General features: G+C 58.2%; 24 protein-coding genes. 6 read left to right on the top strand and 18 right to left on the bottom strand.

Annotation, left to right across the window (positions count from 1 at the left end):
• The 5 genes from EOS_RS09795 to EOS_RS09775 form a co-directional block, all read right to left on the bottom strand.
• On the bottom strand, positions 1–297 hold a 297-nt coding region (locus EOS_RS09795; RefSeq protein ID WP_047846434.1), incomplete at its 3' end, for a hypothetical protein.
• Between the two features lie 146 nt (positions 298–443).
• Entirely contained in the window at positions 444–1,088 is a 645-nt protein-coding gene (locus EOS_RS09790; RefSeq protein ID WP_235442760.1) for a lipid-binding SYLF domain-containing protein, read from the bottom strand.
• Between the two features lie 64 nt (positions 1,089–1,152).
• Positions 1,153–1,539: a response regulator gene (locus tag EOS_RS09785; RefSeq protein WP_047846426.1), complete on the bottom strand. Its 387-nt coding sequence runs from the start codon at positions 1,537–1,539 to the stop codon at positions 1,153–1,155.
• A gap of 144 nt (positions 1,540–1,683) precedes the next feature.
• On the bottom strand, positions 1,684–2,322 hold the full coding sequence (locus tag EOS_RS09780) for a response regulator transcription factor (RefSeq protein WP_047846425.1): 639 nt from the start codon (positions 2,320–2,322) through the stop codon (positions 1,684–1,686).
• Complete coding sequence (locus EOS_RS09775) at positions 2,319–3,818, bottom strand: two-component system sensor histidine kinase NtrB (protein ID WP_235442759.1); 1,500 nt, start codon at positions 3,816–3,818, stop codon at positions 2,319–2,321. Before EOS_RS09775 ends, EOS_RS09780 begins: the two co-directional genes overlap by 4 nt.
• A 650-nt stretch (positions 3,819–4,468) precedes the next feature.
• Here EOS_RS09775 and EOS_RS09770 point away from each other — a divergent pair.
• Entirely contained in the window at positions 4,469–6,937 is a 2,469-nt protein-coding gene (locus EOS_RS09770; protein WP_053063826.1) for a hypothetical protein, read from the top strand.
• A 94-nt stretch (positions 6,938–7,031) separates the two neighbouring features.
• Positions 7,032–7,961 carry a bestrophin-like domain gene (locus EOS_RS09765; RefSeq protein WP_326972914.1) on the top strand — a complete coding sequence of 310 codons (930 nt, stop codon included), beginning with the start codon at positions 7,032–7,034 and terminating at the stop codon, positions 7,959–7,961.
• An 87-nt stretch (positions 7,962–8,048) separates the two neighbouring features.
• Here the strand turns inward: EOS_RS09765 and EOS_RS09760 are convergent, their stop codons facing one another.
• On the bottom strand, positions 8,049–8,885 hold the full coding sequence (locus EOS_RS09760; protein ID WP_053063825.1) for a transporter: 837 nt from the start codon (positions 8,883–8,885) through the stop codon (positions 8,049–8,051).
• Positions 8,886–9,656: 771 nt separating this feature from the next.
• Here EOS_RS09760 and EOS_RS43485 point away from each other — a divergent pair.
• Both EOS_RS43485 and EOS_RS09750 read left to right on the top strand, forming a co-directional pair.
• Positions 9,657–10,049, top strand: a complete 393-nt coding sequence (locus EOS_RS43485; RefSeq protein ID WP_053063824.1) for a hypothetical protein — start codon at positions 9,657–9,659, stop codon at positions 10,047–10,049.
• A 118-nt stretch (positions 10,050–10,167) separates the two neighbouring features.
• Positions 10,168–11,466, top strand: a complete 1,299-nt coding sequence (locus EOS_RS09750; protein ID WP_047846424.1) for a TAXI family TRAP transporter solute-binding subunit — start codon at positions 10,168–10,170, stop codon at positions 11,464–11,466.
• Positions 11,467–11,538: 72 nt separating this feature from the next.
• Here the strand turns inward: EOS_RS09750 and EOS_RS47995 are convergent, their stop codons facing one another.
• The 9 genes from EOS_RS47995 to EOS_RS09705 form a co-directional block, all read right to left on the bottom strand.
• Positions 11,539–11,931, bottom strand: coding sequence for a hypothetical protein (locus EOS_RS47995; RefSeq protein ID WP_075645304.1), 393 nt, complete (start codon positions 11,929–11,931; stop codon positions 11,539–11,541).
• A 73-nt stretch (positions 11,932–12,004) separates the two neighbouring features.
• The gene (locus EOS_RS09740) at positions 12,005–12,625 is read right to left on the bottom strand and encodes an ANTAR domain-containing response regulator (RefSeq protein WP_047846422.1); all 621 of its coding nucleotides are present in this window, start codon (positions 12,623–12,625) and stop codon (positions 12,005–12,007) included.
• A complete protein-coding gene (locus tag EOS_RS09735; protein WP_047846421.1) occupies positions 12,622–13,797 on the bottom strand; it encodes a transporter substrate-binding domain-containing protein in 1,176 nt (391 codons plus the stop codon). Before EOS_RS09735 ends, EOS_RS09740 begins: the two co-directional genes overlap by 4 nt.
• A gap of 165 nt (positions 13,798–13,962) precedes the next feature.
• Positions 13,963–14,670, bottom strand: a complete 708-nt coding sequence (locus EOS_RS09730; protein ID WP_047846420.1) for a branched-chain amino acid ABC transporter ATP-binding protein — start codon at positions 14,668–14,670, stop codon at positions 13,963–13,965.
• Entirely contained in the window at positions 14,667–16,427 is a 1,761-nt protein-coding gene (locus EOS_RS09725; protein WP_407639118.1) for an ABC transporter permease subunit, read from the bottom strand. Before EOS_RS09725 ends, EOS_RS09730 begins: the two co-directional genes overlap by 4 nt.
• A 94-nt stretch (positions 16,428–16,521) precedes the next feature.
• Positions 16,522–17,355 carry a branched-chain amino acid ABC transporter permease gene (locus EOS_RS09720; protein ID WP_047846418.1) on the bottom strand — a complete coding sequence of 278 codons (834 nt, stop codon included), beginning with the start codon at positions 17,353–17,355 and terminating at the stop codon, positions 16,522–16,524.
• A 75-nt stretch (positions 17,356–17,430) separates the two neighbouring features.
• Complete coding sequence (locus tag EOS_RS09715) at positions 17,431–18,600, bottom strand: substrate-binding protein (RefSeq protein ID WP_047846417.1); 1,170 nt, start codon at positions 18,598–18,600, stop codon at positions 17,431–17,433.
• Between the two features lie 69 nt (positions 18,601–18,669).
• Positions 18,670–19,560 (bottom strand): nitrilase family protein, encoded by an 891-nt coding sequence (locus EOS_RS09710; protein WP_047846416.1) that lies wholly within the window; start codon positions 19,558–19,560, stop codon positions 18,670–18,672.
• Between the two features lie 476 nt (positions 19,561–20,036).
• Complete coding sequence (locus EOS_RS09705; protein ID WP_047846415.1) at positions 20,037–20,414, bottom strand: hypothetical protein; 378 nt, start codon at positions 20,412–20,414, stop codon at positions 20,037–20,039.
• A gap of 197 nt (positions 20,415–20,611) precedes the next feature.
• On the opposite strand from EOS_RS09705, the gene EOS_RS09700 reads away from it, so the two are divergent.
• Positions 20,612–21,061, top strand: a complete 450-nt coding sequence (locus EOS_RS09700; protein ID WP_047846414.1) for a DUF805 domain-containing protein — start codon at positions 20,612–20,614, stop codon at positions 21,059–21,061.
• 39 nt (positions 21,062–21,100) lie between these two features.
• On the opposite strand, the gene EOS_RS09695 is transcribed toward EOS_RS09700, so the two are convergent.
• Both EOS_RS09695 and EOS_RS09690 read right to left on the bottom strand, forming a co-directional pair.
• On the bottom strand, positions 21,101–21,886 hold the full coding sequence (locus EOS_RS09695) for an Imm49 family immunity protein (protein ID WP_047846413.1): 786 nt from the start codon (positions 21,884–21,886) through the stop codon (positions 21,101–21,103).
• A 388-nt stretch (positions 21,887–22,274) separates the two neighbouring features.
• A complete protein-coding gene (locus EOS_RS09690) occupies positions 22,275–23,150 on the bottom strand; it encodes a LysR substrate-binding domain-containing protein (RefSeq protein WP_047846412.1) in 876 nt (291 codons plus the stop codon).
• A gap of 179 nt (positions 23,151–23,329) precedes the next feature.
• Here EOS_RS09690 and EOS_RS09685 point away from each other — a divergent pair, with 179 nt between their 5' ends.
• Positions 23,330–23,833, top strand: a complete 504-nt coding sequence (locus EOS_RS09685; RefSeq protein ID WP_235442758.1) for a lipocalin-like domain-containing protein — start codon at positions 23,330–23,332, stop codon at positions 23,831–23,833.
• 173 nt (positions 23,834–24,006) lie between these two features.
• Here EOS_RS09685 and EOS_RS09680 read toward each other — a convergent pair whose 3' ends face one another.
• Positions 24,007–24,462 (bottom strand): META domain-containing protein, encoded by a 456-nt coding sequence (locus tag EOS_RS09680; RefSeq protein WP_047846428.1) that lies wholly within the window; start codon positions 24,460–24,462, stop codon positions 24,007–24,009.
• Between the last annotated feature and the right edge of the window lie 414 nt (positions 24,463–24,876).

The following is a 24,876-nucleotide window of genomic DNA, read 5'->3' as shown; positions in this document are numbered from 1 at the left end:
GCCCGCGTCGCCTCCGATCGCCCCCCCCACCGCACCCAGTGCGGCGCCACCGGCCGCCCCCTTGAGCATGCCCCCTTGCTGTGGTGGAGCCGCGGGCTGGTTCGCTCCCTGCTGCGCGATCGCAACGGGATCAACGCCCGTTGTTTGCTTCGCCCACAACTGGCATTCGGCGGTGTCCGTGTTTTGCTTCTGCGCGCTCTGCCCTTTGGCCGGATAGATGATGGGCTGCTGCGCGGTTGCCGCGTATGTCAGCGTCCACACCACCAACCCAATTGCGATTCGCTGCATTCGTTGCATGGCTTGAGGCCCTCAATGGTCTACGGTCGACCTATCTACTAGCTGCTGGCGGTCAATGTCTAGCCAACGCGCGATCGGCGCGATCGATTTCCCGGCCGGGCGCGGCATGGATCGGTGACGCTGACGGCGCAGCGATACCGCACGCTTCACTGGTCAAACTTGACAATTCTCTGCCCTTGCACGCCGAGACCAGCAAACAATCCCTCCTGGCCAAAGATGAACGCGTAGACATCCGCTTTCAACGTGGTGGTGGTCATCGACCTGGCCATCCCCGCATCCACCAACACGACGCTCGGTCCCACACCAACGGACAACCCGGTGCCACTTGTGAGCGAGGTGATTGCTGAGTCGGTCATGAGAAACATCGCTTCGGAAAAGGATTGCGCGCCTGCTTGCATCCCGTATGAAAGCCCGCGCGCTCTGTAGTACCCAAGGATCTTGCCGTCCGGACCAAACATCACGCCTTTTCCGCCTTGCGCACCTACTAGCAGCCCAGCCTTGACGATGCTCGGAAACACGACGACAGCTTTTGCCTGGTATTGGAGATCCTTCGCCTTCGGAGTCCCATCGAATAGTTGCTGCAGTGCCGCACGTGCTTCCGCTTCTAACTCGGGGTCTCCGCCGTTGGCAACAGTCGGGTTCGTCGAACAAGCCATCGCGACCAGCATCAACGGGATCGCGAGAATAAGCCGGAGGTATCTGATCATGATTCGTACTCCATTAGAGATGACTTCAAAAAAGGAACCTGCGCGACCGCCCGGACTTTCCTCAGCACCAGTTTGATAATGCAATCAACGTTTCCCTAAAACAATTGGACCTTGGTCCAATAGCACCATTAAAAGCTCGATCGCCGGCTCAGGGCTTGGGAGCCGGATCGATGGCAGAACGCACGGCCTTGATAAGAATTTCATCGTTGAATGGCTTGCGGAGGTAGCCTGCAGCACCCGCCGCCAGGGCTTGGTCGCGAACGACCGCGTCATCATGTGCCGTGATAAAAATGATCGGAATACCGCTGCCCGCCAGCCGCTGCTGGACCTCAAGTCCGTTCAGTCCCGGCATCTGTACGTCAAGCACGATGCAGGCTGGACGGTATGACGGTATCGAATCGAACATGTCTAAAAAATCGTTGCCCGTTTTGAAGGTGTCCGCTGCCAGTCCGGTGGACCGTAACAGTCGCTTAATGGCTCGACTCACCGATTCATCGTCATCTACTACTGCGACGAATGGCTTGGCTTGGCTCATGGCGAATATCCCTAATACAGGCACCTCGGTACCAGACATGATTCGACGCTGATTTGAGACTATGACAATTTGCAGGTTGCCGATATGGGACCTTGGTCCAATATCGGCACGGGAGCGGTTCCCGGCGACGCCAGTCGTTCAGCGTCAGGCTGACTGACCGGGTGAAAGAGGGATACGGACCTTATCGATGACTCGCACCAGGTCGACGAGCGAATGCGCTTCCATCTTTTCCATCACGCGGGCCCGGTGGACTTTGATAGTCTTTTCAGCGACGCCCAGTTCACACGCGACCTGCTTGTTAAGCCGGCCTTCAACGAGAAGCGCTAACACTTCCCGCTCGCGCGGTGTGAGCCGCGCCATACGACGGTGAATGCAGTCCAGTTCGATGCGGCTCGAAAGGGCTTGCGAAGAGACCCGCAGCGCGTTCGCTATCGCGGGCAGGAGCTCAGAGTCGCGCACCGGTTTAGCCAGGAAATCTGTCGCACCTGCCTTCATCGCTCTTACTGTCATCGCGATGTCGCCGTAACCCGTGATGAAGATGATCGGCAATGATCTGTCCGCAGCGTTCAATTCGTTCTGCAATTCGAGACCATTGATGTCGGGCAGTCCAACGTCGAGTACAAGGCAAGCGCAGCCCTGAAAGTGAGGACCGGACTCAAGGAACTCGTGTGCGGATCCGAAGGATTCGACGCAATATCCCGCGGAGCATATCAGGCGCGTCAGCGCCCGACGTACCGCGTCGTCGTCGTCCACCACGAAGACGGTTGGCGTCGCCTCGATCATGGCTGCCCCCGCAGAAAGCTTCGCTCGGCCCTCGCTCCCGTGGGCAAGGTGAAATAGAAGGTGGCACCGCGATCCTCATTGTTTTGAGCCCAGATGCGTCCACCGTGCATCTCGACGATAGAACGGCTAATTGAAAGCCCAAGGCCAAGTCCGTCTCGCTTGGAGGTAAAGAACGGCAGGAACAGTTTGTCGAATGTGTTGCCGGCGAGACCCGTGCCACCATCTCGTACCGCGACACGTATTCTGTCACCCCCTTCAGGGGTGACCTCAATAGCGACCTCACGATTGAGCGCCGAACAGGACTCCAATGCGTCGAATGCGTTGAGCAATAAATTCAGCACGACTTGCTGCAATTGCACCTTGTCACCGTGCACGGGCGGCAACTCGGGGGTAACAGCCACACGCACGCGGATTCCGCGCACGATCGCATCACTATGCACGAGCAAGGCCACATCCCTGATTACGCTCGCAACACTCAGGGGCACAGCCTCGAGCTCACCCTTTTGGACGAGGGCTCGAATCTTCCGGATAACTTCGCTTGCGCGGTGATTGTCCTCGACAAGGTCATGCAATATCTCGCGTACCTCCGCAAGGTCGACCGGCTCTGTCGCCAGGAAGCGTTGCGCTGCCTGCGCGTTACTTAATATGGCCGTAAGTGGCTGATTCAACTCGTGGGCGAGCGATCCGGCAAGTTCTCCCAGTGTGGACACGCGGGTCAAATGGGCAAGCTGTTGCCGATTGCGCAGCAACTCGTATCGCTCTGTGCGGTCGATCACGATTGTTAGCGTACAGGCCTCGTTTTCCCACGAAACGGGATTTATTGTGACCTCTGCCGGAAACTCAGTGCCATCCCCGCGCTTCGCGACCAGGTCCCGGTGGCGGTCCCACTCCCTGCCCGCAAGCGGCAAATCAGCGTGAACTGAATCCGCGCCACAAGCGTTGAGTTGCAATGCAGGAACCAACTCGTTGATAACCACGCCACTCAACTCTTCACGGGAATAGCCAAAGAGCTTCTCCGCTGCCGCATTGGCGAAGAGGATTTTCCGCTGCGGATTAGCCGCCAGAATGGCTAGCGGCAAGAGATCGAGCGTGGCACCAAACCGCTCATCATGCCGCGACTGCCGCCCGCTATCTGGTGGTTCGACGCTCGATTTCACGTGACACGGGTGCGGCTCGCTCTCGAAGGATGTCCGGCGAAAACGCCCCCTGGAAAACATTGCCGGAGGCGTGGGGAGGATGTGCCGGCCAGATAGTCGAGGCGGACGGAAACCGGCACTTCGGCGAAAGTTTGTTTGTTCCCGAAACGCTTCGTTCGTCCGCTCCATTCCAGCCGCTTCATCGGATACCGCGAAGGCATCGTTGTTATACCTCTGCCGTGACAACTCAGTGTCGGCGGGTGAACCAACAGCCGATCCCGGCATCCGTGTTCGTCTGATTTGAAATAAAATAAGCAGTGCGACTAATACAGCTGCGATAACAGCTGAGAAACTGGTCATGACGCCGTGCTCCCTCAGAAGCTCGAGCAGGTATGCGCGAACCCGGGCGCGGTCGGCTTCGGAAGGTCCGACTTCGCGAGGGCTTTTGTCCGCGCATGCACTTGCCGAACAAGCATCGTGCGACATCGCAACGAGAACACCGTAGATTCCTATTCCACGCGGCCTCGAGCGGGGGCTTTTAATTTATTTCTTGCGACAAGCTTGCTGGAATCGATAGGCAACAACGGCCTACGACGCGCAACTGCGCGTTAGGAAGACAAAATCGTATGATCCGCATCCGATCGGCATCATGCCGACAGCTAACGGATTCTCATCAAGAGCTTAGACGTTGTCTTTGTTTCCGTAAAGTAATTCATCGCATATACCCCGCTGTCGGCTTTATTCAACTCGACAGACAAATTAAACAAATAGCTAATGTCTACCCCGTATAGGACCAAGGTCCAATTGCTCAAACGTAAGCTCAGGCCTATTTTCAAAAGAACGGCCCGGTATCAAGTAGTCAGCGAGCGTAAACCCTTTAAGCGGTGCGATTCGGCAATTCGTTAAAGGGTAAATGATAATCGGATCGCTTAAAACAAACTGGCAGTTCGATCTGCGTTTTCTGATGCGCATCATTATCCGAGTTCGATTGACGCTGGGAGGCGTTAAACATGGTAATGCCCATAAAGCGCTGGTCGGCAAAGGGCACGACTCTGGCGCTCGCGCTCACGCTTGTAGCTTCTGGCTTCCCGGTTCGCGCTATGGCAGACGATCCTGGCTGGCCGCGCGAGCGCGATCAGGATGGCGCTCGCCTCATCCTCTATCAACCACAAATTGACGACTGGAAGCAATTCAAGCAAATAAGCGGCCGGATGGCGATTTCATTGACTCCGAAAGGTGGACAGCCACAGGTCGGCGTAGTGGGGTTGCAGATGGACACAGCTACCGACATTGATAGTCGAACTGTTCTCCTAAGTAATCCCACCATTACAAGCACCTCGTTTCCAGGGGCGGATCCGGCTACTGCCCAAAAGCTCGATCAACTGGTACGTACGTTCCTCAAGCCCGAAGTCACAATGACCATATCGGTAGACCGTCTGGTCGCGAGCGTCGATCAAAAAAGCGATGTGCCGGCGGTCTCCGTCAAGAACGACCCGCCCGCCATTTTTGCCAGCTTTGGGCCCGCGATCCTGCTGTTTATCGATGGCGAACCCGTACTTGCACCGGTTGGGAACACGGATATGCAGGCGGTGATCAATGCCAGCTGGCCGCTATTTCTAGATGGCGCCACGCACCAGTATTACCTTTTCACCGGGCAGCGGTGGGTCGTGTCGAACGACGTGAAAAGCGGATGGAAAGATGCGGCGAGCCTTCCCGCGAAAATGGCGAAAATCCCGGAAGATCCGCAGTGGGCACCGCTCAAACAATATATGGGGGCGACATCCGCTCAAGCGGGAAAAGCCCCGGCGGTGTATGTCAGCAACGTGCCCGCTGAACTCATCGTCTTTGCCGGCAAGCCGGTCTTTACGGCGATCGCCGGCACCAAGCTCACGTTCGCGACCAACACTGACAGCGATTTGTTCGTCTACTCGCCAACCGGCGCGTATTACTACCTGAGTGCCGGCCGCTGGTTTTCGGCGCCTGGGCCGAGCGGTCCGTGGACTTACGCGACAGACCAATTGCCGGCGGATTTCGCCAGGATCCCGCCCAATAGTCCAGCGGGAAGAGCGTTGAATTCGGTGCCGGGAACGCCGGAAGCCAAAGACGCGGTATTGCTGGCGCAGATTCCCACCACGGTCGAGATCAACCCGACTGCAGCGGCGGCTGCGGTCAAGGTTTCGTACAGCGGCGAACCCGCTTTCGATCCGATCCCGGGAACCTCGATGTCCTACGCATCGAACACACCTGCGAAGGTGATCAAGGTGGAGCAGCGCTACTACCTCTGCTCACAAGGCGTGTGGTTCGATTCTGCTTCGCCAGGCGGCCCGTGGCAAACGACCACCGTTGTGCCTCAGGTGATCTACACGATCCCGCCCAGCTCGCCCGTCTACAACGTCACCTACGTGACGCAACAGGTCACGCCCACGGGCACGGTCCAGGCAAGCTATACAGCAGGCTATCTTGGTGTGTTCATCGCCGGTGCGGCGCTGGGTGCGATCGTCGCCCAAGGCAATGGTTACTACTACCCGCCCTACGTCTCCGTCGGTCGCGGACCTTATCCGGCCTACTATCCGCGTCCCGCCCCTTACGGCTATAACACCTACAACCCATATACCGGCGCAAGCGGTGTCAGAGGCGGCGCGCATGGGCCAGCGAGAAGCGCCCAATGGGGCGCATCGTACAACCCCTATACGGGCACCTATGCCCGCGGAGCCACCGCCTCCGGCCCCGGCGGAAGCGCGTCCGTGGGGCAAGCATACAACCCCAGGACGGGCGCGTACGGCGCCACGCAACAAGGCTCGAACGCCTATGGCCAGTGGGGAAGCTCGGTCGTCACGAAGGGCAACCAGTGGGCCGCAACGCAGCACACCACAACCTCGAACGGAACAGCCGGCAGCTTTCAGAATTCCGCGGGCGGCAAGGCTGTCGCGGCCCAGGGCGCCAACGGCAGTGCCACCGCAGGCAAGACAGCTAGCGGCAATATGTACGCAAGTAAAGATGGCAATGTGTACAAAAACACCAATGGCAACTGGCAAAAATACGATAACGGTTCATGGTCTACGGTCAACAAACCAACGGCACCTGTATCGTCTGCCGGCCAGCAAAAGACGCAATCGGCTCAGCCACCACGCACCGCGACGGCGCCAAGCGGCAATCCCTCGCAACCCAGGCCCAGTGCAATGGCGAATCAGCAACAACGCTCTCCCACCGCTGCCGGTGGGACGCCCCCTCAGGCCAACTATCAGCCGCAGCGCACCGCCGCTGCTCCAGGTGGGAATGCACCACCCGCCCGGTCAAATGCGCAACCGTATCAGCAGCAACGCCCGACGCAACAGCCCGTCGCCCAACAGAGAAACGCTGGCGGGGAATATGGACAACTGAATCAGGATATGCAGAACCGCCAGCGAGGAGCGGTCCAGAGTCAACGCTTCTCGCAAGCTGGGAACGGCGGCGGCCGAGGCGCGGGTTTTCGTCGATAAGCGGGCACGCGGCTCGCTTACGCGACACTTCCCGGAAGCTACGACGGCCCGATATCGTGGATTCACGCTGATGCGCCAGCGGACGAAAAGATGAATGCTCACGTATGCGCATGACCAGCAGCAAAGCCGCCTCGCTGGCCCGGCCAAGGTCCGCGCCCGGACCACGTCGACAACTGCAAAGGAAACCGTTTGTTCGACTACGGTAGCCGGCGTCGAATACCTACAGGCGCAACACGCACGACCTGAGATGGAGGATCCAAGAGTGAACCACCTCGTTACCGCCGCGATCGTGTTTGCGTGCGTACTTGGCAGCGGATTGCTTGGTCTGTATCTGCGCGAGCGGCTGCCGGCACACCATCTGAGTGATGATTCGATCGGTGTCGTCAAACTGGCAACCGGCCTGATCGCAACCATGGCCGCGTTAGTGCTGGGCCTGCTGATCTCGTCGGCGAAAAGCTCATTCGACACTGCAAACGGCGAGCTGGTGCAAAATGCCGCCACCGTCATCCAGCTCGATCGCGTATTGGCGAAATATGGACCGGAAACCCAGGAGATTCGTGCGTCGCTCAAGCGGAACTACGCCGGCGCGATCCAGATACTCGCGTCGGGCGATGCCGCACAATTGGCAAAACTAAACAGCTCCGAGACGATCAACAGGTCAGAAGACTTCGAGCGCAGAGTGGATGAACTCGCTCCATCCAACGACACGCAGCGTGGGCTTAAAGCGCGTGCCCTCCAGCTTGTCGATCAGGTATCCGCGGCACGCTGGCTGGCGCTGCTACAGGCGAAGGGCTCGATCCCGACACCACTGCTGATCGTCCTCGTCGCGTGGTTATCCATTATCTTCGGTACCTTTGGCCTGTTCACTCTGCGCAACGGGACGGTCGTGGCAGCCATGGTCTTGTGTGCGCTATCTACTTCCGGAGCAATTTTCCTGATTCAGGAAATGAGCACGCCACTCAGCGGCACAGTGAGAGTATCGGTCGCACCCATGCGTGACACGCTGGCCCGCCTCGACGAATGACAGCAATGCGCTCCGCGCCAAGAGCGCTTCGACAACCTGCCGACGGTATTCGACGGACGCCGCCGGGTGTGTCGAGTAACCCGCAGGTTAGCGATTGAACCAGCGGTATTGAAGCGCGACCGAGATGGTCTGGAAGTTTCCGCCGATACTCGTTGTGAGCCCACGTGACCATGCGAGCTTCCCGGACCATTGAGCCGAAAGCGGAAACGACAGCGTGAGACCGTAGCGGACATTGCGTTGCACGTCATTGTCCTGAACACCGTTGACGCTTGTCTGGCCGCCCGTGAAATACGTCACGTCCGCGGCGAGCCACAGCCCGGGCCGCCAGTTGTAGCCGCCATGCCACTGGAATACGGGCAACGGGTCCTGGCTGCGGCGGCGGCCGCGGAAGAAATCAGTATTGTCAGTGAATAGCCAAACGCCTGCCGCACCCTCCACGAACCAATTGCCGATCGGTTGCGACAGCCCGACTTCGGGCTTGAACGACCACCGGTTCGAGCCCACGTTGATCAGACGGGACGCAACGTACTGGCCCGTCGGCGCGATGATGCTCACGCTGGCGCCGAGGATAGTAGACGGGCTGCGCCGAACGAACTCTTCCGGCGTGAGTGCGGGACCACCCAGGAGATTGACAGCGAGTCTGAAGCGCATATCCCCCAATCCCGATCGGTACGCGTGCCCTGGCGCGCCCTCGACGTTACCCGTCAGGTTTGCATTGGCGTATGGCACCGCGATGGCGACGCTTGCGACATGGCCCAGAACGCCAAAGCTATGAGAAAGCCCAAGCGAATACGTGTTGATTTTGGCCTGCAGATCGGTAACGGGCAGCGAGGGGTCGAACAGGATGTCACCACTCGATCTCGCATAGTCCATCACGATGAAATTCGTTCCGATTGGGACAGCCGAATAGCTGCGCGGCTCCATTTCCTGGGCTGCCGCCAACGTGGACCAGATGACAACGGCACCCGCACTCGCATGCCGAAAGGACCTGACAGTGTGCGTCCGCGAACGGATGTCTCGTGTACAAGTCGAGTCGATCGAAGCTCCCGGTATGGTCATGACCGCCGTCCCTTGGTGATCGCAATCTGAGCAACGTAAGGGGGTTGTCCCTTTCGAGCAATCGTGTGTAAAGGATATGCAGGAAATTCCGCGAGTGACCTACTATTAAATGGCGCACGCGCCGTTACAGCTGCTTCGCGCCCATGACACCCGGAGGTCACCATGAGAATGCTTGCGCTGTTGGCATGCGTCGTGTTTTCCACAAACGCATTCGCGGAGTGCACGACCACCGCGACTGGCCGTACCGTTTGCAATAACGGACAACAGGCTGGAGGGTATAACCGGAATACAGGTACCGCCTGGACGTCCGAGAAGAATCAGAACGGAGTGGCTACGACTCAGACGAGCAAGGGCGGAGAAGCGAAGACAAAGAATGGAAAGGGTATATACAAAAGCCCAACCGGGAAGACGTGCATGAAAACTGCCAATAACCATGGCTGCAACTGAAAAAGTCGCAGCACGGTGAGGCTGGCCGCACACATAGCGCAAACGCGGCGTGTACAACTGGCGAACCTTTGCGATCGTTCGTGAGCGCGGCCGCTGAAACCTATCGAGGACAGATGCAACGGTGGTGGTCCACTGAGCGGTTTGCAGCTGAGCGCTGCGAAGGATACAAAGCCTGCGAAAGGAGACACGATGCACGCCGATCACGATCTTCACCTGACCCTGCTGCCATCGACCAACGACGGTGCTCTTTTCAGCCGCAAGCGCCAGCAAGCAATCACGCGGTTCTATGTCGAGGCTCGGGCTGATGGTAGCCGGATTAACCCTGCTGGTTTCATGCTGGACACTGCGGGTCTTCAAGGCGGCTTCAGCGGCGAATTCGTCGTCAGCCTCGGCGACCTTGCAGGGCCTGCGCTGGGTGCGGCTGCACACGCATGGTTAAACGGTCGTGCAGGTCGCAAGATAAGCCTGCGGATCCGCAAAACCGATGTCGAAGCGAAAGATCAGGAAGAGTTCGATCGTTTCCTCAATGAAGCGTTGACGCTGCCGCCCGTGGAAACACCGAGTGAACACGGCCACAGGTGAAATCGCAGTGATGAAATCGTGCGTTATGATGTTGACAGTCTAAACAAAGATAATATGATAAGGATGACTGTCAATGCCTAGGCACAACCCAGCGCTTCATCGTAGCCAGAAAGCGCCCATGACACCGGGGCGCCGGCGGCTTCTCATCATTGGCACGATACTGCTGCTCGCCGCGCTAGGCTGGGCGCTGGCGACCGTACTCAAGCCCGCCATCCAGCGAACGATCGTCATCACAACCGGGGCTGACAAGGGTATCTATCGCGGCTTTGCAGATCGCTATGCCCCCATCCTGAAACGCGACGGCATCACGCTCGATATCCGCAGTTCTTCCGGCTCGATCGAGAATTATCAGCGGCTGAAGAATCCAGACAGCGAATACGAAGTGGGCTTTATCCAGTCCGGCACCACTAGTCCGAAAGAAACAGATCACCTGCAGACCATCGCTGCCGTCTCATATGAACCGATCTGGGTGTTTTATCGTGGCGACACCACCATCAACCGGCTGGTACAACTGCGCGGCAAAAGGGTCGCCATCGGCGTTCCCGGCAGCGGCCTGCTCAATGTCTCCCAGGTATTGCTCGCCTATAGCGGCATCAACCGCGACAACACCACGCTACTGGAAATGGATGCCGTCAAGGCGTATCAAGACCTCGAAAATGGCCAGCTGGATGCCGCATTCTTTATCGGCAGGCCCGATGCCTCCATGCAGCAAACGCTATTGAACAGTGATCTGAAGCTGATGAGTTTTGCCCAGGCCGACGCCCTGGTGCAAAAATTCCCGTCTCTCTCCAAGATTATTTTTCCGCGCGCTTCGACCAGCATCATCAACGATCTTCCGCAGGCCGATGTCACCCTGCTGGCCGCCACGGCTCTGCTCGTGTCCAAGGACACCCTGCACCCTGCTCTCGCCTACCTGCTGCTCGAAGCGGCCAAAACGGTCCACGGCGGCGAAGATTACTTTACGCCGCGCGGCGCGTTTCCCAACCTGAACACCGAAGAATTCCCCATCTCCGACGAAAGTACGCGCTACTTCAAATCCGGTCGTCCCTTCCTGCAGCGCTACCTTCCGTTCTGGCTGGCCAGTTTTATCGAAAGGCGCCTGCTGATCCTGCTCCCCTTCATGGCCTTACTGCTAGGCTTGCTGCAGGCATTGCCGCGCATGGCGGAGGCGCGGATAAAAAACCGGCTGGTGATTTGGTATCGGGAAATCAAATCGCTGGAAGATGAAATATGGAGGAACAAGCAACCGAGCCCTGACCAGATTGCGAAATGGCGAGATGAAATCGAGAACATCGATGCACATGCCAGCCAGATACGGATTCCTCATCGTTATTTTCAAGACGTTTACGCACTCAAACAGGCAATTGGGATCGTACGGGACCGGATTTCCCAAGTGGGTGGGAAGATGAAGGAATAGCTGCTAGGCGAAAATAGCTGTGACGACTCGGTGCAACGGTGAACGTTTCTGGTTTGGCAATCTTTCAAGCACTTACAAAGGGACGTCTTTGATCAAAGCCGAATGCACCGCGCGGATTCGACGATCGACAAAATACCCTCCGCCCTCCGTGTATCGAAGATAGAGCCGACTGCATTGCGTGCATTGCCACACGTTACAGCGGTTATACGGAAAAAAACGCGGTGCGATAGGCGCCTCTGGGGACCAGTAATCAATATTGCCCGGCAGATACTCACGATAGCTAGGCTCGGGATCATCATCCACAACGAGCGTGCCGATTTCCTGGAGACGTTGTTCGTCGAGAGAAACCGGCTGTGAGTTCCAGCCGTGAAGCGGCGTCCGAGTGCAATTGCATGGCCCTGCGGCCAGCGACTCTGCGCGCAACGCAATCTCAGTGAGCGCTAAAGCATCGAGATGATTTGACATGGCGGATCAACCGGGTATGGCTGCGTTGTTTAGTCTGGTTGCAACAGGATGCCAGATTTTTCTGCAATGTAACTCAAGGCTTCGATCCCTTGGCAAGGCCCAGTTTTTCCATTGCCTCATGAGCATCGATCACCATCGTAGCGATCTCGCCTACAGTGACCCGGAGGCTGGTGGCGCGTGAACGAATGTGCTCGTACGCTTCATTTTCGCTTAGCCGGTGCGCCTCCATGAGGAGGCGAATAGCCTTCTCGATGTGACGTCTCGCTTTGATCGCCTCCTCAAGCTTGCCGATCTTGTTGTGCAGTCGCTGCTGATAGCCCGAGGATGCGCGCGCGAGCACCAAGGTGCTGAGAATGCCGGTGGAACGGTACGGCTTCGTGATCACGCCATGCGCTTGCGTATCCACCAGCATTTTTAACGCGGTTGGATTCTCATAGTCGGACAATGCAATAAGAGTCGCTTCGGTGTCGGCCGCACACCAATTTCCCGCGCTCCGCGTTTCCGGACCGACGAGAAAAAAAATGACGTCTACATCTACAGGCAGTTGAGATGGAAACGGCCAGAGAATACGCACCGGACAGCCAATCCGGCGCAATTGTTCCTGCAGGACACTACGGTCGTCCCCGGGTGGATGGATCACGAGGACGCGTAGTGTGCGTAGGTCGTCAAATAGCCGACGAGCGCCTGTGCTCATGCCGGGTCTCCGTCGAGCCAGAATTCTGCGAATCCGTACGATGTCAGGTAGGGATCGGGTTTAATCGGACTACGGCCCTCCCAAACTATATCGAACAAGCCGTCCGGTCGACAAACCGCAATGCGAGGGGTCAAGATCGCATGGTTGTTCTCCGGATCGATCTTGAGCACACCTTCTGGCGAATCGAACTCGACCTCGTGGACAGCCTCCACCAGCTTTGCCGTGTCGAGACTTCGGGTACGGGCCAACGCCAGCGCAAAGAGGTGGACCTGGTTGTACGCCATCTCGGACCACATGCTGGCCGGCTGGTCTCCGAATCGCGCTTGCCAGGATGCCAGGAAGCGCTTGTTGCTCTCGTGGTTCAGCGTATTGACATAGCTGGCAGAGATGATGTGGTTGCCGCACAGCTCGGGACCAATCATCCGCGTTTCGCCTTCCGTCATCGTCAGACTTGCGATCGGGATGCGTGCAGGATCGATACCGTGCTCGCGGTACAACTGATAAAAGGCGCGCGCGCCCCGGCCGATCAGGGTGGAGAAAACCACGTCGGGCTCGACGGCCTTGATCTGCCGTACGACTTCCTCCAATGCTGAGGGATCTGCATCGCTGGGTAAATAAAGTTCTTCCACGATTTCCCCGCCATGCTGCTCGACCATGTCTCGCATGATCCGGTTCGATTCTCGAGGATAGATATAGTCCGCGCCCACCAGGAAAAAACGCTGGCCGTGATTGCGGAGCAGATACGCAGCCAGTTGCATGCTGTTCTGGTTCGGCACCGCCCCTGTGTAGATCACGTTCGGCGAATATTCGAATCCTTCGTAGATCGAGCAATACCATAGCAGCGCGTTGTAGCGCTCGATGACCGGCAGCACCGCCTTTCGGCTTGACGAAGTCGAGCAACCGAAAATCACCGTTACGTCGTCTTCCTGAAGCATCCGCGTGGCGAGCCGGCGATATTCTTCGGGGTCGCTCTTCGGATCGTACACGACCGGATCAAGCAGACGCCCATCGACGCCACCGGCCGCGTTGACCTCCTCGATCGCGAGGGCGGTGCCAAAAAAGTGCTCCGATTCGGTCGCCGCGGTCACTCCCGTGCGGGAGTACAGGACGCCGATGCGCCATCCGGTGTCTGCAGACACCGGGCTGGCCGGCAGTTGCGAGTTCGTCCCCATTCTGTTTCCTCCCTGTATTGCTTTGTGCTTCCCTACGGCGAGGGAAACGTCTGGCAGATGCCGCGATTGCCCGCTCGACGGATGCATGATGATGATCGTACTCGAATCCGAACACCTGATACGCCTCGTAGCTTTGGATCGTGTCGGGTGCGGTGATCATGAGTGTCAGACGCGCAGGTGTTCGAAAATCGATGCCGCCGCAGCTTCGTCCTTCGCATTTCCGTGGTCGATGACTTCACCTTGCTTGAGCACGGCGTAGCGGTCGGCGACCTTCAGCGCGAAAGGGACGTTCTGCTCGATCAGCAAGAGCGTAGTGCCGTGTTGGCTGCGTTCCCATAGCAGCGCTTCGGCTAACCGGTCGATCACGGACGGCTGCAAGCCTTCCGTGATTTCGTCAAGCAGGATGATCAACGGGCGCATCATGAGCGCGCGGGCCACCAGGAGCATCTTCTGTTCACCGCCTGAGAGCGTGCCGGCGAATTGCTTCAACCGGCTTTTGAACACCGGAAAAATCGGTTCTATTTCGGCAAAACGTTCGTCGAATACAGATACTTTGGCAAGCCCCAGGCGCAGGTTGTCGCCGATACTGAGGTCCTGAAACAACGCATGTTCCTGGGGCGCGTAGGCAATCCCTGCCCGGGCTATCCGATGGGGCGCCAGGCGGGTAATGTCCTGCCCACGCACGCGGATAGCACCGGTTTTCTTCGGCAGATAACCCATGATCGTCTTGAGCAACGTAGTCTTGCCCATGCCGTTCTTGCCAAGCAAGGCGACGGCCTCGCCATTGGCGACGGTCATCGACAGATTGCGAAGTACAACCGAGGCCTTGTAGCCACTGGTCACGTCCTGCAGGTCCAACGCGATCTGACTCATGACGCCTCCCGATGTGGTGTGCTCCCGTCGGATCCGGCGCTTTGCGCGGTTCCGGCATAGATCGTCTTGACGAGCTCCGAGTTGACCACTTCGTCGAAGTTGCCTTGCATCACAATACGGCCCTGATGCAGGACCACGATACGGGTGGCAATCTCGGCAACGAAATCGAGGTCGTGTTCGACCAACAGACAACAGAGCTGATATTGATGTGCCAGTGCGGCCAGCACATTGCCGATTTGCGTGCGCTCTGTTTTGGTCAACCCTGCCGTGGGCTCGTCGAGCAGTACGATTCGTGGCTCTAGCGCAAGCACCATCGCCAACTCCAGCGCCTGCTGTTCCCCGTGCGAGAGATCATTGGCTACAGCGCCCAGCTTCTGATCGAGGCGTGTGGTGCGGACAACCTCCATGGCATACGGCGGCAAGGCAAGGGTATTCGAGCGTTTGAAGAGTGAAGGCCGTTCGATAATCGTCCCCGCGATTCTCAAACACTCCGCTACGGTGAGCGTCTCGAAGACGGTGGCGTTCTGGAACTTGCGCCCTAACCCAAAGCGCACGCAACGGTCGGGCGGCAGTTGCCGGATATCGTTGTCACACAGCACAACCGTGCCGGCGGAACGTTCCGCTCCATCGCTCATGCAGCGCATAAGCGTCGTCTTACCGGCGCCGTTCGGACCGATAAGTCCAACCAACTCGCCCGCGTTAGCGTTCAGGTCGATGCCTTGCAGCACCTTGAGGCTGCCAAAGTTTTTGGCGACCCCGCTCATTTGCAGCGCCGGTTTGGACAATGCCTGTCTGTGCTCCGCCCGTACGGCCCGCTCGACCAGTTCGGGTCCGGCACTATTGCCAGCCAGGTGGCGCAATGGCTTCAGAAGCAACGGCACCAGCCCTTGTGGCAGCAATACGATCACCGTCACAAATGCGGCGCCGAGAATGAGTTGCCACGCAAATGGCATGCTACCGCTGAGATAGGCGGTCCCGACGTTGATCAGGAGCGCGCCGATAACCGGCCCCCACAGCGTTCCCCTGCCCCCGAGCGCGACCCAGATGATCAGTTGGGTGCCGAGGACAAACCCGGTCAGTTCCGGGGCGACCACGCCGCTAAACGATCCGTAGCCGAAGCCTGCAAGACCGGCGATGACCGCAGTCGCAACCAGCAGGATGATCTTGACGAGCGACGCATTGATACCCAGGTACGAGCAGCGTGATTCATTGTCGCGAATGGCCGCCAGCACGCGGCCGCCATCGCTGCGCACGAATAGCCAGGCCAGCGTTGCGACGGCCAGCAGGGCCGCTCCGGCGAGCCAGTACCAGGCCGGGAGAGAAAGATCGAATGTCTCGTAGCCGGTGAGCCCCGAACTCGAGCCCGTCCATTGACCGCCGGACAGCAGCAACTGACTGAGGACGATCGGTAGCACGAGCGACATCACCGTCGCGAAAAACGGTGAGGCGCCTCGATAGAACGACAGCCAGCCGAGCAGTGCAGCGACGGCTGCAGTCACCACGACGGCCGCTCCCAGCGCCAGCACCACGTAGCCTGCGGTGAAACCGCCGTGCGTGAAGACCAGACCCGCCGCGTAGGCACCGAGGCCAAAGAATGCCGATTGCCCAAACGTCAGATACCCCGTGTATCCCCAAAGGATGTCCACCGTCACTGCGACTATCGAGAAGAAGAATGCCTGAATCAGGACGTTCAGCAGATACGTGCCGAAAACGAACGGGCCTGCAGCCAGCAGCACAACGCCGAAGCCACCTGCCATGACCCATCCGCGCCCATGCATCTCCCGCCGATTGCGTACTCGCTCGTCGCCCTGCGCGGAATAACCGCCGACACGATCCGGCGGCGCATTGACTTTAGCCATGAGAGAACCCCTTCGGACGAATGCGCAGCGTGAGCGCGGCCAGCACGGCGATGGTCAGGCCACCCAGTACCGGGCTGACGAACGTGCTGACCAGAACCTGGCAAGCGCCGAATACAAGGCAAGTGACCAGCAGGCTGACCATCGAGTAACCAGAAACCATGACCAGCATGAAGGCGCTCACCAGCCAGGTCAGCCCCATGTCAGGATCGACGCTCGACAATGGCGTAATCAGCGCGCCGGCCAGGGAACCCAGAGCGGCGCCGATACTGAACGTAATGAATCGGATGCGGCCGGAATGAATGCCGAGCCCCCGGGCCAGGTCCTCATTCATGATTACCGCACGGGTCTTGACGCCAAAGCGCGTTCCCGTGAGAAGCGCGGTCATGAGGGCGCAGAGACCGAGCGCGATCGGGATCAGCAACAGGCGATAAGCAGAATAGTCAGTCCCTGCGATGGAAAAGGCTCCTTTCAGCGGCGTTTCCACGAACTGGACCTCGCGGCCAAAGACCATCACGATGAGCTGTGCAATGACGATTCCCAGGCCCCAGGTGGCGAGGATCGCGTCGAGCGGCCGCTTGTAGAGCGGGCGCACGATCACCTGCTCGACGAACATGCCTGCCGCGGTACCGACCACCAGCGCGAGCGGCAAACCGACCCACGGGCTCAGCTTCAACTGCGTCACGACGAAGCTGGCGTAGGCACCCGTCGTCAGCAACGCGCCGTGAGCGAAATTGACGATTTTCATGACGCCGAAAATCACCATCAATCCGGCCGTCACGATGAACAGCACGGCCGCGGTTGTGAAAATATCAAGTGCTAGAACCATTGTCGTCTCCAGTCACATCCGCCTGTGCATTGACCGCAGCCAGGTATCAGGCGCATGCTTAGTTCCCAATCCCGTCTACTTGATATTCGGACACTGAGCGCCCGGGTCCACTTCCGAAAAGGTTTGCAGAATCTTGACCGCCCCGTCTGCCTGAATCTGACCCAGGCGCATTGCGAGCGGCGTATGCCGGCTCTTGTCCATCTTTACCGGACCGCGCGGGCCGTCGAATGACACCTGACCCAGCGCCTTGACCACCTTCGCTGAATCCGTGGAACCCACCTGCTCGACCGCAGCCTTGTAAAGGAAGAAGGCCTCGTATTGCGGCTCGGACAGTTCATTTGGCGTCTTCAGATCGTGGCCGAACCGCTTGTCCATGGCCGCGAGAAATTTCTTGTTCCCGGGCGTGTCGATACTCGTCAGGTAGGAGCCCGACATATATATGCCCGTGGCGACGTCACCCATGCTCTTGGCGGTCCCTTCGTCGATGGCCAGATTGCCGTACGGTAGCGTTAGCCCCGAAGCGTTCAACTGCTTGGCGAGAGCGACGTTGGGCGCGCCGCCCGCAGTTGCACTGATGAGCGCGTCCGGATGAACCGAGCGGATCTTGGAAAGAATCGGCGTCCAGTCAGTGCCGTCGATCGGCAGGTACTCAACGCCTACGACCTTGCCACCATGCTGCTCGATGTACCTTTTGGTGAAATCGAGCATGCCTCGGCCGAAGGCATAGTCGTTGCCGACCAGGTAGAACGTTTTGGCGCCCTTGCTTTTCGCGAAGTAGTCCACGACTGGTGCGACCTGTTGTTCCGGTACCCAGGCGTTGACGTACATCCACGGGCTGCATGACCGTCCTTCATAGAACGACGTATAGATAAACGGCTTCTTGCCGCGCGCCAGGATAGGAAGAGCCGCATTGCGCGCGGCACTGGTTTCCATAGAAATCACGGCATCGACGTTTTTCTGGAAAACCAGTGTGTCGTATGCCTTCTGCGCGCCTACCGCGCCAGACGCGTCGTCTGTGATTTCGAGTTGGACCTGGCGACCCAGGATGCCGCCTGTGGCGTTGATTTCTTCGACGGCAAGCTGCGAAGACTGAACCACGGCCGGCGCGACCACGCTATTGGCGCCGGACAACCCGACTGCGACGCCGATCTTGATGGGGTCGGTCGCAAACACGTTGGTGCAAGTGCCGACACCGGCGATTGCCGCGATGGTGGTAGCAAGGATTTTCTTCGTTAACTGACTCATGGAGTTTCCTTCGTAGTGGTCTAGTGGTCAGGTTGGATTTCGAGGAATATGCAGGCGCAGGTGGATGTCTCACGAGCAAGAAGAAGGCAAGCCAGTGCCCAGCATCGGGTGGTACGCGTCAGCGCGCCGATCGCGCAGCACGTGATTGAAAGCGTTGAGCGTGCGCCCGGAGCGTGTGCGCTTCAAATCGATCGCGGCGTAGAGGACTTCTTCGCAGTCGCCGCTGGCGGGCCCCGCCACGGGCCATCCATCGCCACCCACAATCAGGCTCTGGCCGATAAACGGCTGGCCGCGTTCGGTCCCGACCCGGTTTGCACATGCGATCACCATGCCGTTGCTGTGAGCCGCCGCCATGGTGAGCGTCGTTGCCATTGCTGGACGATCACCTGGCTGTGCTGGCATTGGCACCCAGTTCGTCGGTACGCAAACGATATCCGCGCCTTGCACAGCCGCCAGTCGATATGTTTCGGGAAACCACCCGTCATAGCAGATCGCGATCGCGATTCGCCCCAAGCGTGTGTCGAACACCGGGACGCCAAGGTTGCCGGGCTCGAAGAAGAGATGTTCGTTGTTCCAGAGATGCAGCTTGCGATAGATGCCGATGTGACCCGAAGGGCCGGTGAACAGGGCCGAGTTGTATAGGCGCGTCCCCGCGCGCTCGGCGACACCGGCGACGATATGAATGCCGAGGCGCTGCGCCGTTTCGGCAAAGACCTGTGCGGTTTCCCCGTCCGGCAGCGCTTCTGCCAGGGAGAAAGCCTCGTCGCGGTCCGCAAAGACATATCCGGTGTTGGACAACTCGGGCAGGACCACTAACGACGCGCCGTTTTTTGCGGCGGTTTCAATATGCCGGATCGAGCGAGCCACGTTATCGCGCTTCGCTCCGATCTGCGGCTCCATCTGAACGCATGCGATGACGGAGCCTTCGAATTCACGTTCCGCGGGGTCGTACTGCAACATCACGATTTCGTCTCCCAAAAACAAAAAGCCCCCGAACCAGCGTTGGACGCAAGTTCAGGGGCTGCATAGCCTTTCAAATGTAGCACGGCATCGTTGCCGTGGAGCCTCCATAAAACATGACGACTCATTGGAGGCGAATTTACGAAGCCAAATTTACGAAGTCAAGCGCTTTGCAAGCCGCAACAGCCAATGTGCCGCGTAGTTCAGGGTCTTCACCGCGTCACGGTGAAAACAGCAAGGTTCGGTGGGGACAACGGCGCAAGCCTATGTGCGGGTTCCCATTGGCGTCGCGATAAGTAGTGCGTTTTGGGGAATCGCTAGCTCCATCGGCCTGGCTGGGACTGGGATATGTCGTTGCTGGGGTCGCCGCAATGACTATTCCATCACGGAAAGGCTGCAAACAAAGCACCTGGCAGCGACCGTGGAAATTTGGCCGATGCGTTGAAGGTCCGCTACCCTTCGATGCGACGTGCCCCTCACCAGGCCGCCACGTTGCCATCTGCCCCGTACAACTCGCATTCGTCCCCCTGTACCTTCGCACCTAGCTCCTGCGCAAGCTGCCACATCTTTCTAAGAATGGCGCCGTCGGGGTTTTTGACTACGACATTGCCTTTTCGAAAGTCGAACCACGCCATGTTCCCGCCTACGCCACTCTTTTCGTATGCGACCCAAACGGCTAGTCCTTCGCTTTCCACCCTTAAGGTGGCGCCGTTCTTCAAGTCGACCGAAGCGAAACCATCCAATCGCATACTCGAGTCGGATTCAACCAACGCTTTCCACTCCTCGATATCAATTTGAGGTCCACTTTCGTCGAACCAATTCTCCTTCCGTGTGATGTGAACGTCGTATCCCATAGCGGCTCCTGATTTCGGCCCATTTTATGATGCTTCGCAATGTTTGCCCAAGTGTCTGCTTGCCGAACCCGGTCCGATGTCAAACAGCCGAAGTCGCCCCTCAGCGGACCTTCAGATTTCCGGAAACCCGCCGTTATTTCAGGCGACGCGGCTTGAACGCGTACTCTGCGAATCCACAACAAAAGACGTTAGACCAAATGAATCGTCGTCTCGGCGCTGGCAGCTATCTTCTGTGCATGTCACTCTGCGTCATAGCGTGGTCGCTGCTCACCGCGCTCGCATGCATCGAGTTCGCCGCCAAGGGCCGCATTGGACTTAGCGAACTAAACGTCTTTGTCTCGCTGCTGGGCGTAGCGATGGGCAGTGTTTTCTATGGCGCGTCGGCAAGGCGCCTGATGGACCTGAACTTTCCAGGCTGGTCCGTCAAGGTGCTCGCGTTCCCGCTTATCGGTGTCATTGTTCTAGCCGTACTGTGTTTCTTGTCGGGGCAGCGCTGGGCAAATGATTTCGGCCCAGCTCGCTCTCCCTCAGGTTTTCTCAAGGTGGCAGCGGCCTTGATCTTGTTACTTGTCGCGATTCCGGTCAGGCGTTGGGCCCTTCTTATCTACTTTCACACGCGCTATCTGCTCCTCAATGGCGGTTTCTGATCCCTTCGTCGAACACGCAAAACCGCCGTTCGCAAACGGCTATGCCAAAAAATCGTAGTGATTGTCGTAGAAGTCCAGTGGCGCAACCGGCAACCACTGCTGCGGAACAAAAGGCGAGTCTATCTTGACGTGGTATCCATGCCTCCACGCGATCTTTGCGTAAATCACGGCCGGGGTCGAGATGAGATTTTTGGTGAATCCGCTTTCGTCATTCCCTCGCACTGAAAGCGCCTTTGGCGTGACAATCTGGTGGATGGCCTCCTCCATGGCGGGAATATCGCCCCGCGCCAGCGCCATATAGAATCGATGATCACCTAGATATTTCTTTTCGCCGCTTGCTCCTGGCGGATCTGCAAGGATGCGTTCGCAGCGGCTCTCCAACCGCTGCCAGTCTCCCTGAATTGCAATAGTCGCCTGATAAGCCCAGAAGTCATGGGTCTTGTGATTTTCGACGCGTCGTGGATCATAGGCGGCACTGTGACCAACAAACCAATTCACCAGCAAATCGTCATCGGACAATAGAGGCTTCAGCAACGCCAGCATCTTCGCACCTGGGCTAAGCGTGTCGTTGACCATCCGATACTCCATCCGGGTCAGGTTGCCACCAATATAGAACCACCGTTTCATCGCAGAGAGATCGTGGTCGCGAAACCATGCGACCACGGCTGTGGCGGTTGCATTCGAGTCCAAGAGCATCACACACGCGTGTGGGTCGCCCGTTTTCGTCTTGAAAAAGTGAATTAGCCGCTCTAAATCCGCGGCATTTAAATGTTGCTCAATGTGCGCGAGCCGTTTGGATCTTGCCTCAAGATAACTTGCAGCCACTCTGCTCTCCGTTTTGATGGCACATTCTCCGCTGAGGTTGCGAAACTGGCTCTTATGCGCCGATTACCTGTCCGCGAACGCCCTTCAAGGTCGTCTGCAGAAGTCTCTTTGCGACAACTGGTAAAAACAGCGAATTGGGATCGCTCATGGTCGTTGCCGATGTTGAGAATTCTGTTCAATGAACTGCTCCGGACGCGCCCGCTCACTTTTTCGAGGCTAACGCCGATTGTCGATGATCTTCGCAGTGTTGTCGAACAGCAGATATGGGCCGGAACGCGGTCCGATGTTGAACAGTCGTAGCCGACCCAAACGGCCAGCCAACTCGCTCCGCAACGGACATTCGAGCGCGCTTTCTGAGCCTGTTCGTCCGCGCCCTCTTGAGCGTGTTTCACGCGGCGAGGTTACTGGTCGCGGTCTCGATTACGACGCGCTTAAGTTGGGCCAAGGCTGGAGGCAAGTCACTATGGCCAGTATGTAGACAGAGCTCGACCGCCGGCAGGGGTGGAAGACCCTCTTTTACGCCGAGTCGTCTCAGAGAGGAAGGGATCCCGGCTGCAGTTCTCAATGTGATGCCGAGACCTGCCGCTACCCCCGCCCATAGACTTTGGAGACTGGCCGTGGTGTACGCGAGCCGCCATCGAATGTTTGCACTATCGAGCGCGTCTACGCCTGCGCGGCGAAAGAAGCAAGGCGGGTTGTAAAGCGCTAGATCAAGGGGAACACCAGCCCTTGGAGCAGGAGGGCCTCCGACCGACCCAATCCATGCCATTGGCAGCGTTGCGAGATGTTCAGCATCCGGGCGGGTTTCATAGCCCATGACAAGAACGAGATCGAGCTCTCCCCGGTCCATTCGTTCGAGCAGAACACCATTGCGCTCTACCGCGACTTCGACCCGAACCGCAGGATGGGTTCTCTTGAATTGCCCGAGCGCCGCCGGAAGCCAGGTCTCGGCAAAGTCACCGGGCAGACCGAAGCGCACCATCCCTTCCACGCGAGCCCCTCGAACCGCCCGTACGGCCTCGTCATTGAGGTCCAGGATACGCCGGGCATATGAAAGGATCAGATCACCTGCCTCTGTCAGGACCAAGCCCCGCCCTTGTCTGCGAAACAAAGGCTCGCCCACCTGCTCCTCCAGCTTACGCATCTGTTGACTGACCGCCGACTGCGAGCGCCCCACTCGCTCAGCCGCGCGGTTCAAACTCCCCAGTCGCTGAGTCGCCAGAAGCGTCCGCATGACGTCCATATCGAGATTGGGCAGAGGCATAGTTCAGTTTTTCTGGAGGATCGATGCTGAATTATCGCATTTGTTACAGGTTGCCCTCGCTATGATCAATCGCAGCCTTGTGTGGCCAATCAGCCAAGTACGCCCCGATCAAGTCCTGACTTGCGTACCGGCTCCTGCAGCGAGTTCATGAGACGGTTCATCCTATGAAAGTTTGCGCAATGTTTAAAACCGGGTTGATCGGAATGCTCTTCTCGGCAGGCGCACTATCGGCCGCCATCACATCCGCTGATGCTGCTGTTACCGCGACTTCGTTGACGGGAGCGTGGACCCTGTTGGCTGCAGACGTCCAGCACGGTGATGGCACCCGTACGCCCGACTACGGCGCCGCTCCAAGGGGCCTGCTGGTAATCGACGCCCAAGGACACTATTCGCTACAGATCTTCAAGTCCGAACGGCCCCGTTTTGCCTCAGGAGACAAACAGTCAGGCACACCTGCCGAATATAAGGCGGCTGTGATGGGTTCAAGCACCCATTTCGGTACGATCAGTGTCGATTCGACTGGAGGCACGTTGACCTTTCATATCGAGCACGCATCCTTTCCCAATTGGGAGGGAGAAGAGCAGAAGCGGAACTTCGAGTTGAAGGACGACGAGCTTAGCTATCGCGTGGTACCGCGGCCGAACGGAGACGTGCCGATCTCGGTTTGGCAACGGCTGAAGTAACCAACGATTCAAAACTCCAAAGCGTGAAGCTGAGCGTCTGATGATGTGTCAGGAATCTGATCAACTTGCGGATTCCATGTAAGTTGGACCGCCCGAGCCAAGGTCCGCCTCTGGCCGACTACGCCCGTTCATCGCACCGCTGGCCATTTCGCGGCGGTGGGCAACTTAGCCCCTTACTGACCAGACGCATGTGCCCTGAGAAACGCCACATAGCCATTCTGGGTCTTGAGGATCTTCTCGGCACACTTATCGTAGTCCGAACCTTTCGCGTTGTCCGACCCATACATACCGCGGCACTGTGCAAAGAGGGTTAGCGTCCCGCCAGCACCTTTCGCGGCACGGGTCGCCGAAAAGGCTGCCTTGCCCGAACCAGAGGGCACGTCGGTGTCGATTGCGACCGCGTCCGCGCGCGTCACGGGCGTGTCGGAATGCTGCTCAATATAGCGTTTCGTAAGCGCCCAGGCGGCGTCGCAGTTCGCCGGTTCGCAGCCGACCACCGCATTGCGTTGCGCGGCGACAAGGCTGGTTTCGTTGTGGAGGAATTCCTGAGCTTGCTCCGCCTGCTTTTCGGGGGACGAGCAACCAGTGAGTACAAGCGCGACGAGCGCAAAGGCAGCGATCTTTTTCACGAGTAAAACTTCCCTAGCCATGTTCGAGCGCGATTATAGCTGTGCGCCGGAAACGTTCGCAGATTCGCTCGAACGGCTCGCGCCGGCATTTCCGAGCCAAGATGCAGATTCGTCGGAGCGTGGATGGGAATGACAGCTCTTGGCCGATCATGCAACGCGCATATTCGGCCATGCAACGACTCCTTTCAGCGCGGTCCTGACGTACGAGCGTACAAGCGTCTTGGCAGGAAGAACGTCGAGCGTCGACGGGGCCAGGTAATAGTTGGCTGATGCGTTTGGGGATTTTCGCGCGCTGCAGATTTGCCATAGCAGTGAGCAGAGGTCTTATCTGACAGGACTCTCGCCCATCATTCCCCCTGAACTATCGCCGCCTTAGAACAACTGGCCAAAGTGACTTTGATCGTCTCAGTTCGG

Source organism: Caballeronia mineralivorans PML1(12), from assembly GCF_001028175.1.
In the GTDB taxonomy this organism is placed as follows: domain Bacteria; phylum Pseudomonadota; class Gammaproteobacteria; order Burkholderiales; family Burkholderiaceae; genus Caballeronia; species Caballeronia mineralivorans.
This window is presented reverse-complemented; position numbering and strand designations above follow the sequence as displayed.

What these genes read in the sequence shown, in the direction of transcription:
- EOS_RS09785 (WP_047846426.1), bottom strand. Translation starts at nt 1,539, where the DNA reads ATGAGCCAAGCCAAGCCATTCGTCGCAGTAGTAGATGACGATGAATCG.
- EOS_RS09780 (WP_047846425.1), bottom strand. Translation starts at nt 2,322, where the DNA reads ATGATCGAGGCGACGCCAACCGTCTTCGTGGTGGACGACGACGACGCG.
- EOS_RS09775 (WP_235442759.1), bottom strand. Translation starts at nt 3,818, where the DNA reads ATGACCAGTTTCTCAGCTGTTATCGCAGCTGTATTAGTCGCACTGCTT.
- EOS_RS09770 (WP_053063826.1), top strand. Translation starts at nt 4,469, where the DNA reads ATGGTAATGCCCATAAAGCGCTGGTCGGCAAAGGGCACGACTCTGGCG.
- EOS_RS09765 (WP_326972914.1), top strand. Translation starts at nt 7,032, where the DNA reads ATGCTCACGTATGCGCATGACCAGCAGCAAAGCCGCCTCGCTGGCCCG.
- EOS_RS09760 (WP_053063825.1), bottom strand. Translation starts at nt 8,885, where the DNA reads ATGGAGCCGCGCAGCTATTCGGCTGTCCCAATCGGAACGAATTTCATC.
- EOS_RS43485 (WP_053063824.1), top strand. Translation starts at nt 9,657, where the DNA reads ATGCACGCCGATCACGATCTTCACCTGACCCTGCTGCCATCGACCAAC.
- EOS_RS09750 (WP_047846424.1), top strand. Translation starts at nt 10,168, where the DNA reads ATGACACCGGGGCGCCGGCGGCTTCTCATCATTGGCACGATACTGCTG.
- EOS_RS47995 (WP_075645304.1), bottom strand. Translation starts at nt 11,931, where the DNA reads ATGTCAAATCATCTCGATGCTTTAGCGCTCACTGAGATTGCGTTGCGC.
- EOS_RS09740 (WP_047846422.1), bottom strand. Translation starts at nt 12,625, where the DNA reads ATGAGCACAGGCGCTCGTCGGCTATTTGACGACCTACGCACACTACGC.
- EOS_RS09735 (WP_047846421.1), bottom strand. Translation starts at nt 13,797, where the DNA reads ATGGGGACGAACTCGCAACTGCCGGCCAGCCCGGTGTCTGCAGACACC.
- EOS_RS09730 (WP_047846420.1), bottom strand. Translation starts at nt 14,670, where the DNA reads ATGAGTCAGATCGCGTTGGACCTGCAGGACGTGACCAGTGGCTACAAG.
- EOS_RS09725 (WP_407639118.1), bottom strand. Translation starts at nt 16,427, where the DNA reads ATGGCAGGTGGCTTCGGCGTTGTGCTGCTGGCTGCAGGCCCGTTCGTT.
- EOS_RS09720 (WP_047846418.1), bottom strand. Translation starts at nt 17,355, where the DNA reads ATGGTTCTAGCACTTGATATTTTCACAACCGCGGCCGTGCTGTTCATC.
- EOS_RS09715 (WP_047846417.1), bottom strand. Translation starts at nt 18,600, where the DNA reads ATGAGTCAGTTAACGAAGAAAATCCTTGCTACCACCATCGCGGCAATC.
- EOS_RS09710 (WP_047846416.1), bottom strand. Translation starts at nt 19,560, where the DNA reads ATGTTGCAGTACGACCCCGCGGAACGTGAATTCGAAGGCTCCGTCATC.
- EOS_RS09705 (WP_047846415.1), bottom strand. Translation starts at nt 20,414, where the DNA reads ATGGGATACGACGTTCACATCACACGGAAGGAGAATTGGTTCGACGAA.
- EOS_RS09700 (WP_047846414.1), top strand. Translation starts at nt 20,612, where the DNA reads ATGAATCGTCGTCTCGGCGCTGGCAGCTATCTTCTGTGCATGTCACTC.
- EOS_RS09690 (WP_047846412.1), bottom strand. Translation starts at nt 23,150, where the DNA reads ATGCCTCTGCCCAATCTCGATATGGACGTCATGCGGACGCTTCTGGCG.
- EOS_RS09685 (WP_235442758.1), top strand. Translation starts at nt 23,330, where the DNA reads ATGTTTAAAACCGGGTTGATCGGAATGCTCTTCTCGGCAGGCGCACTA.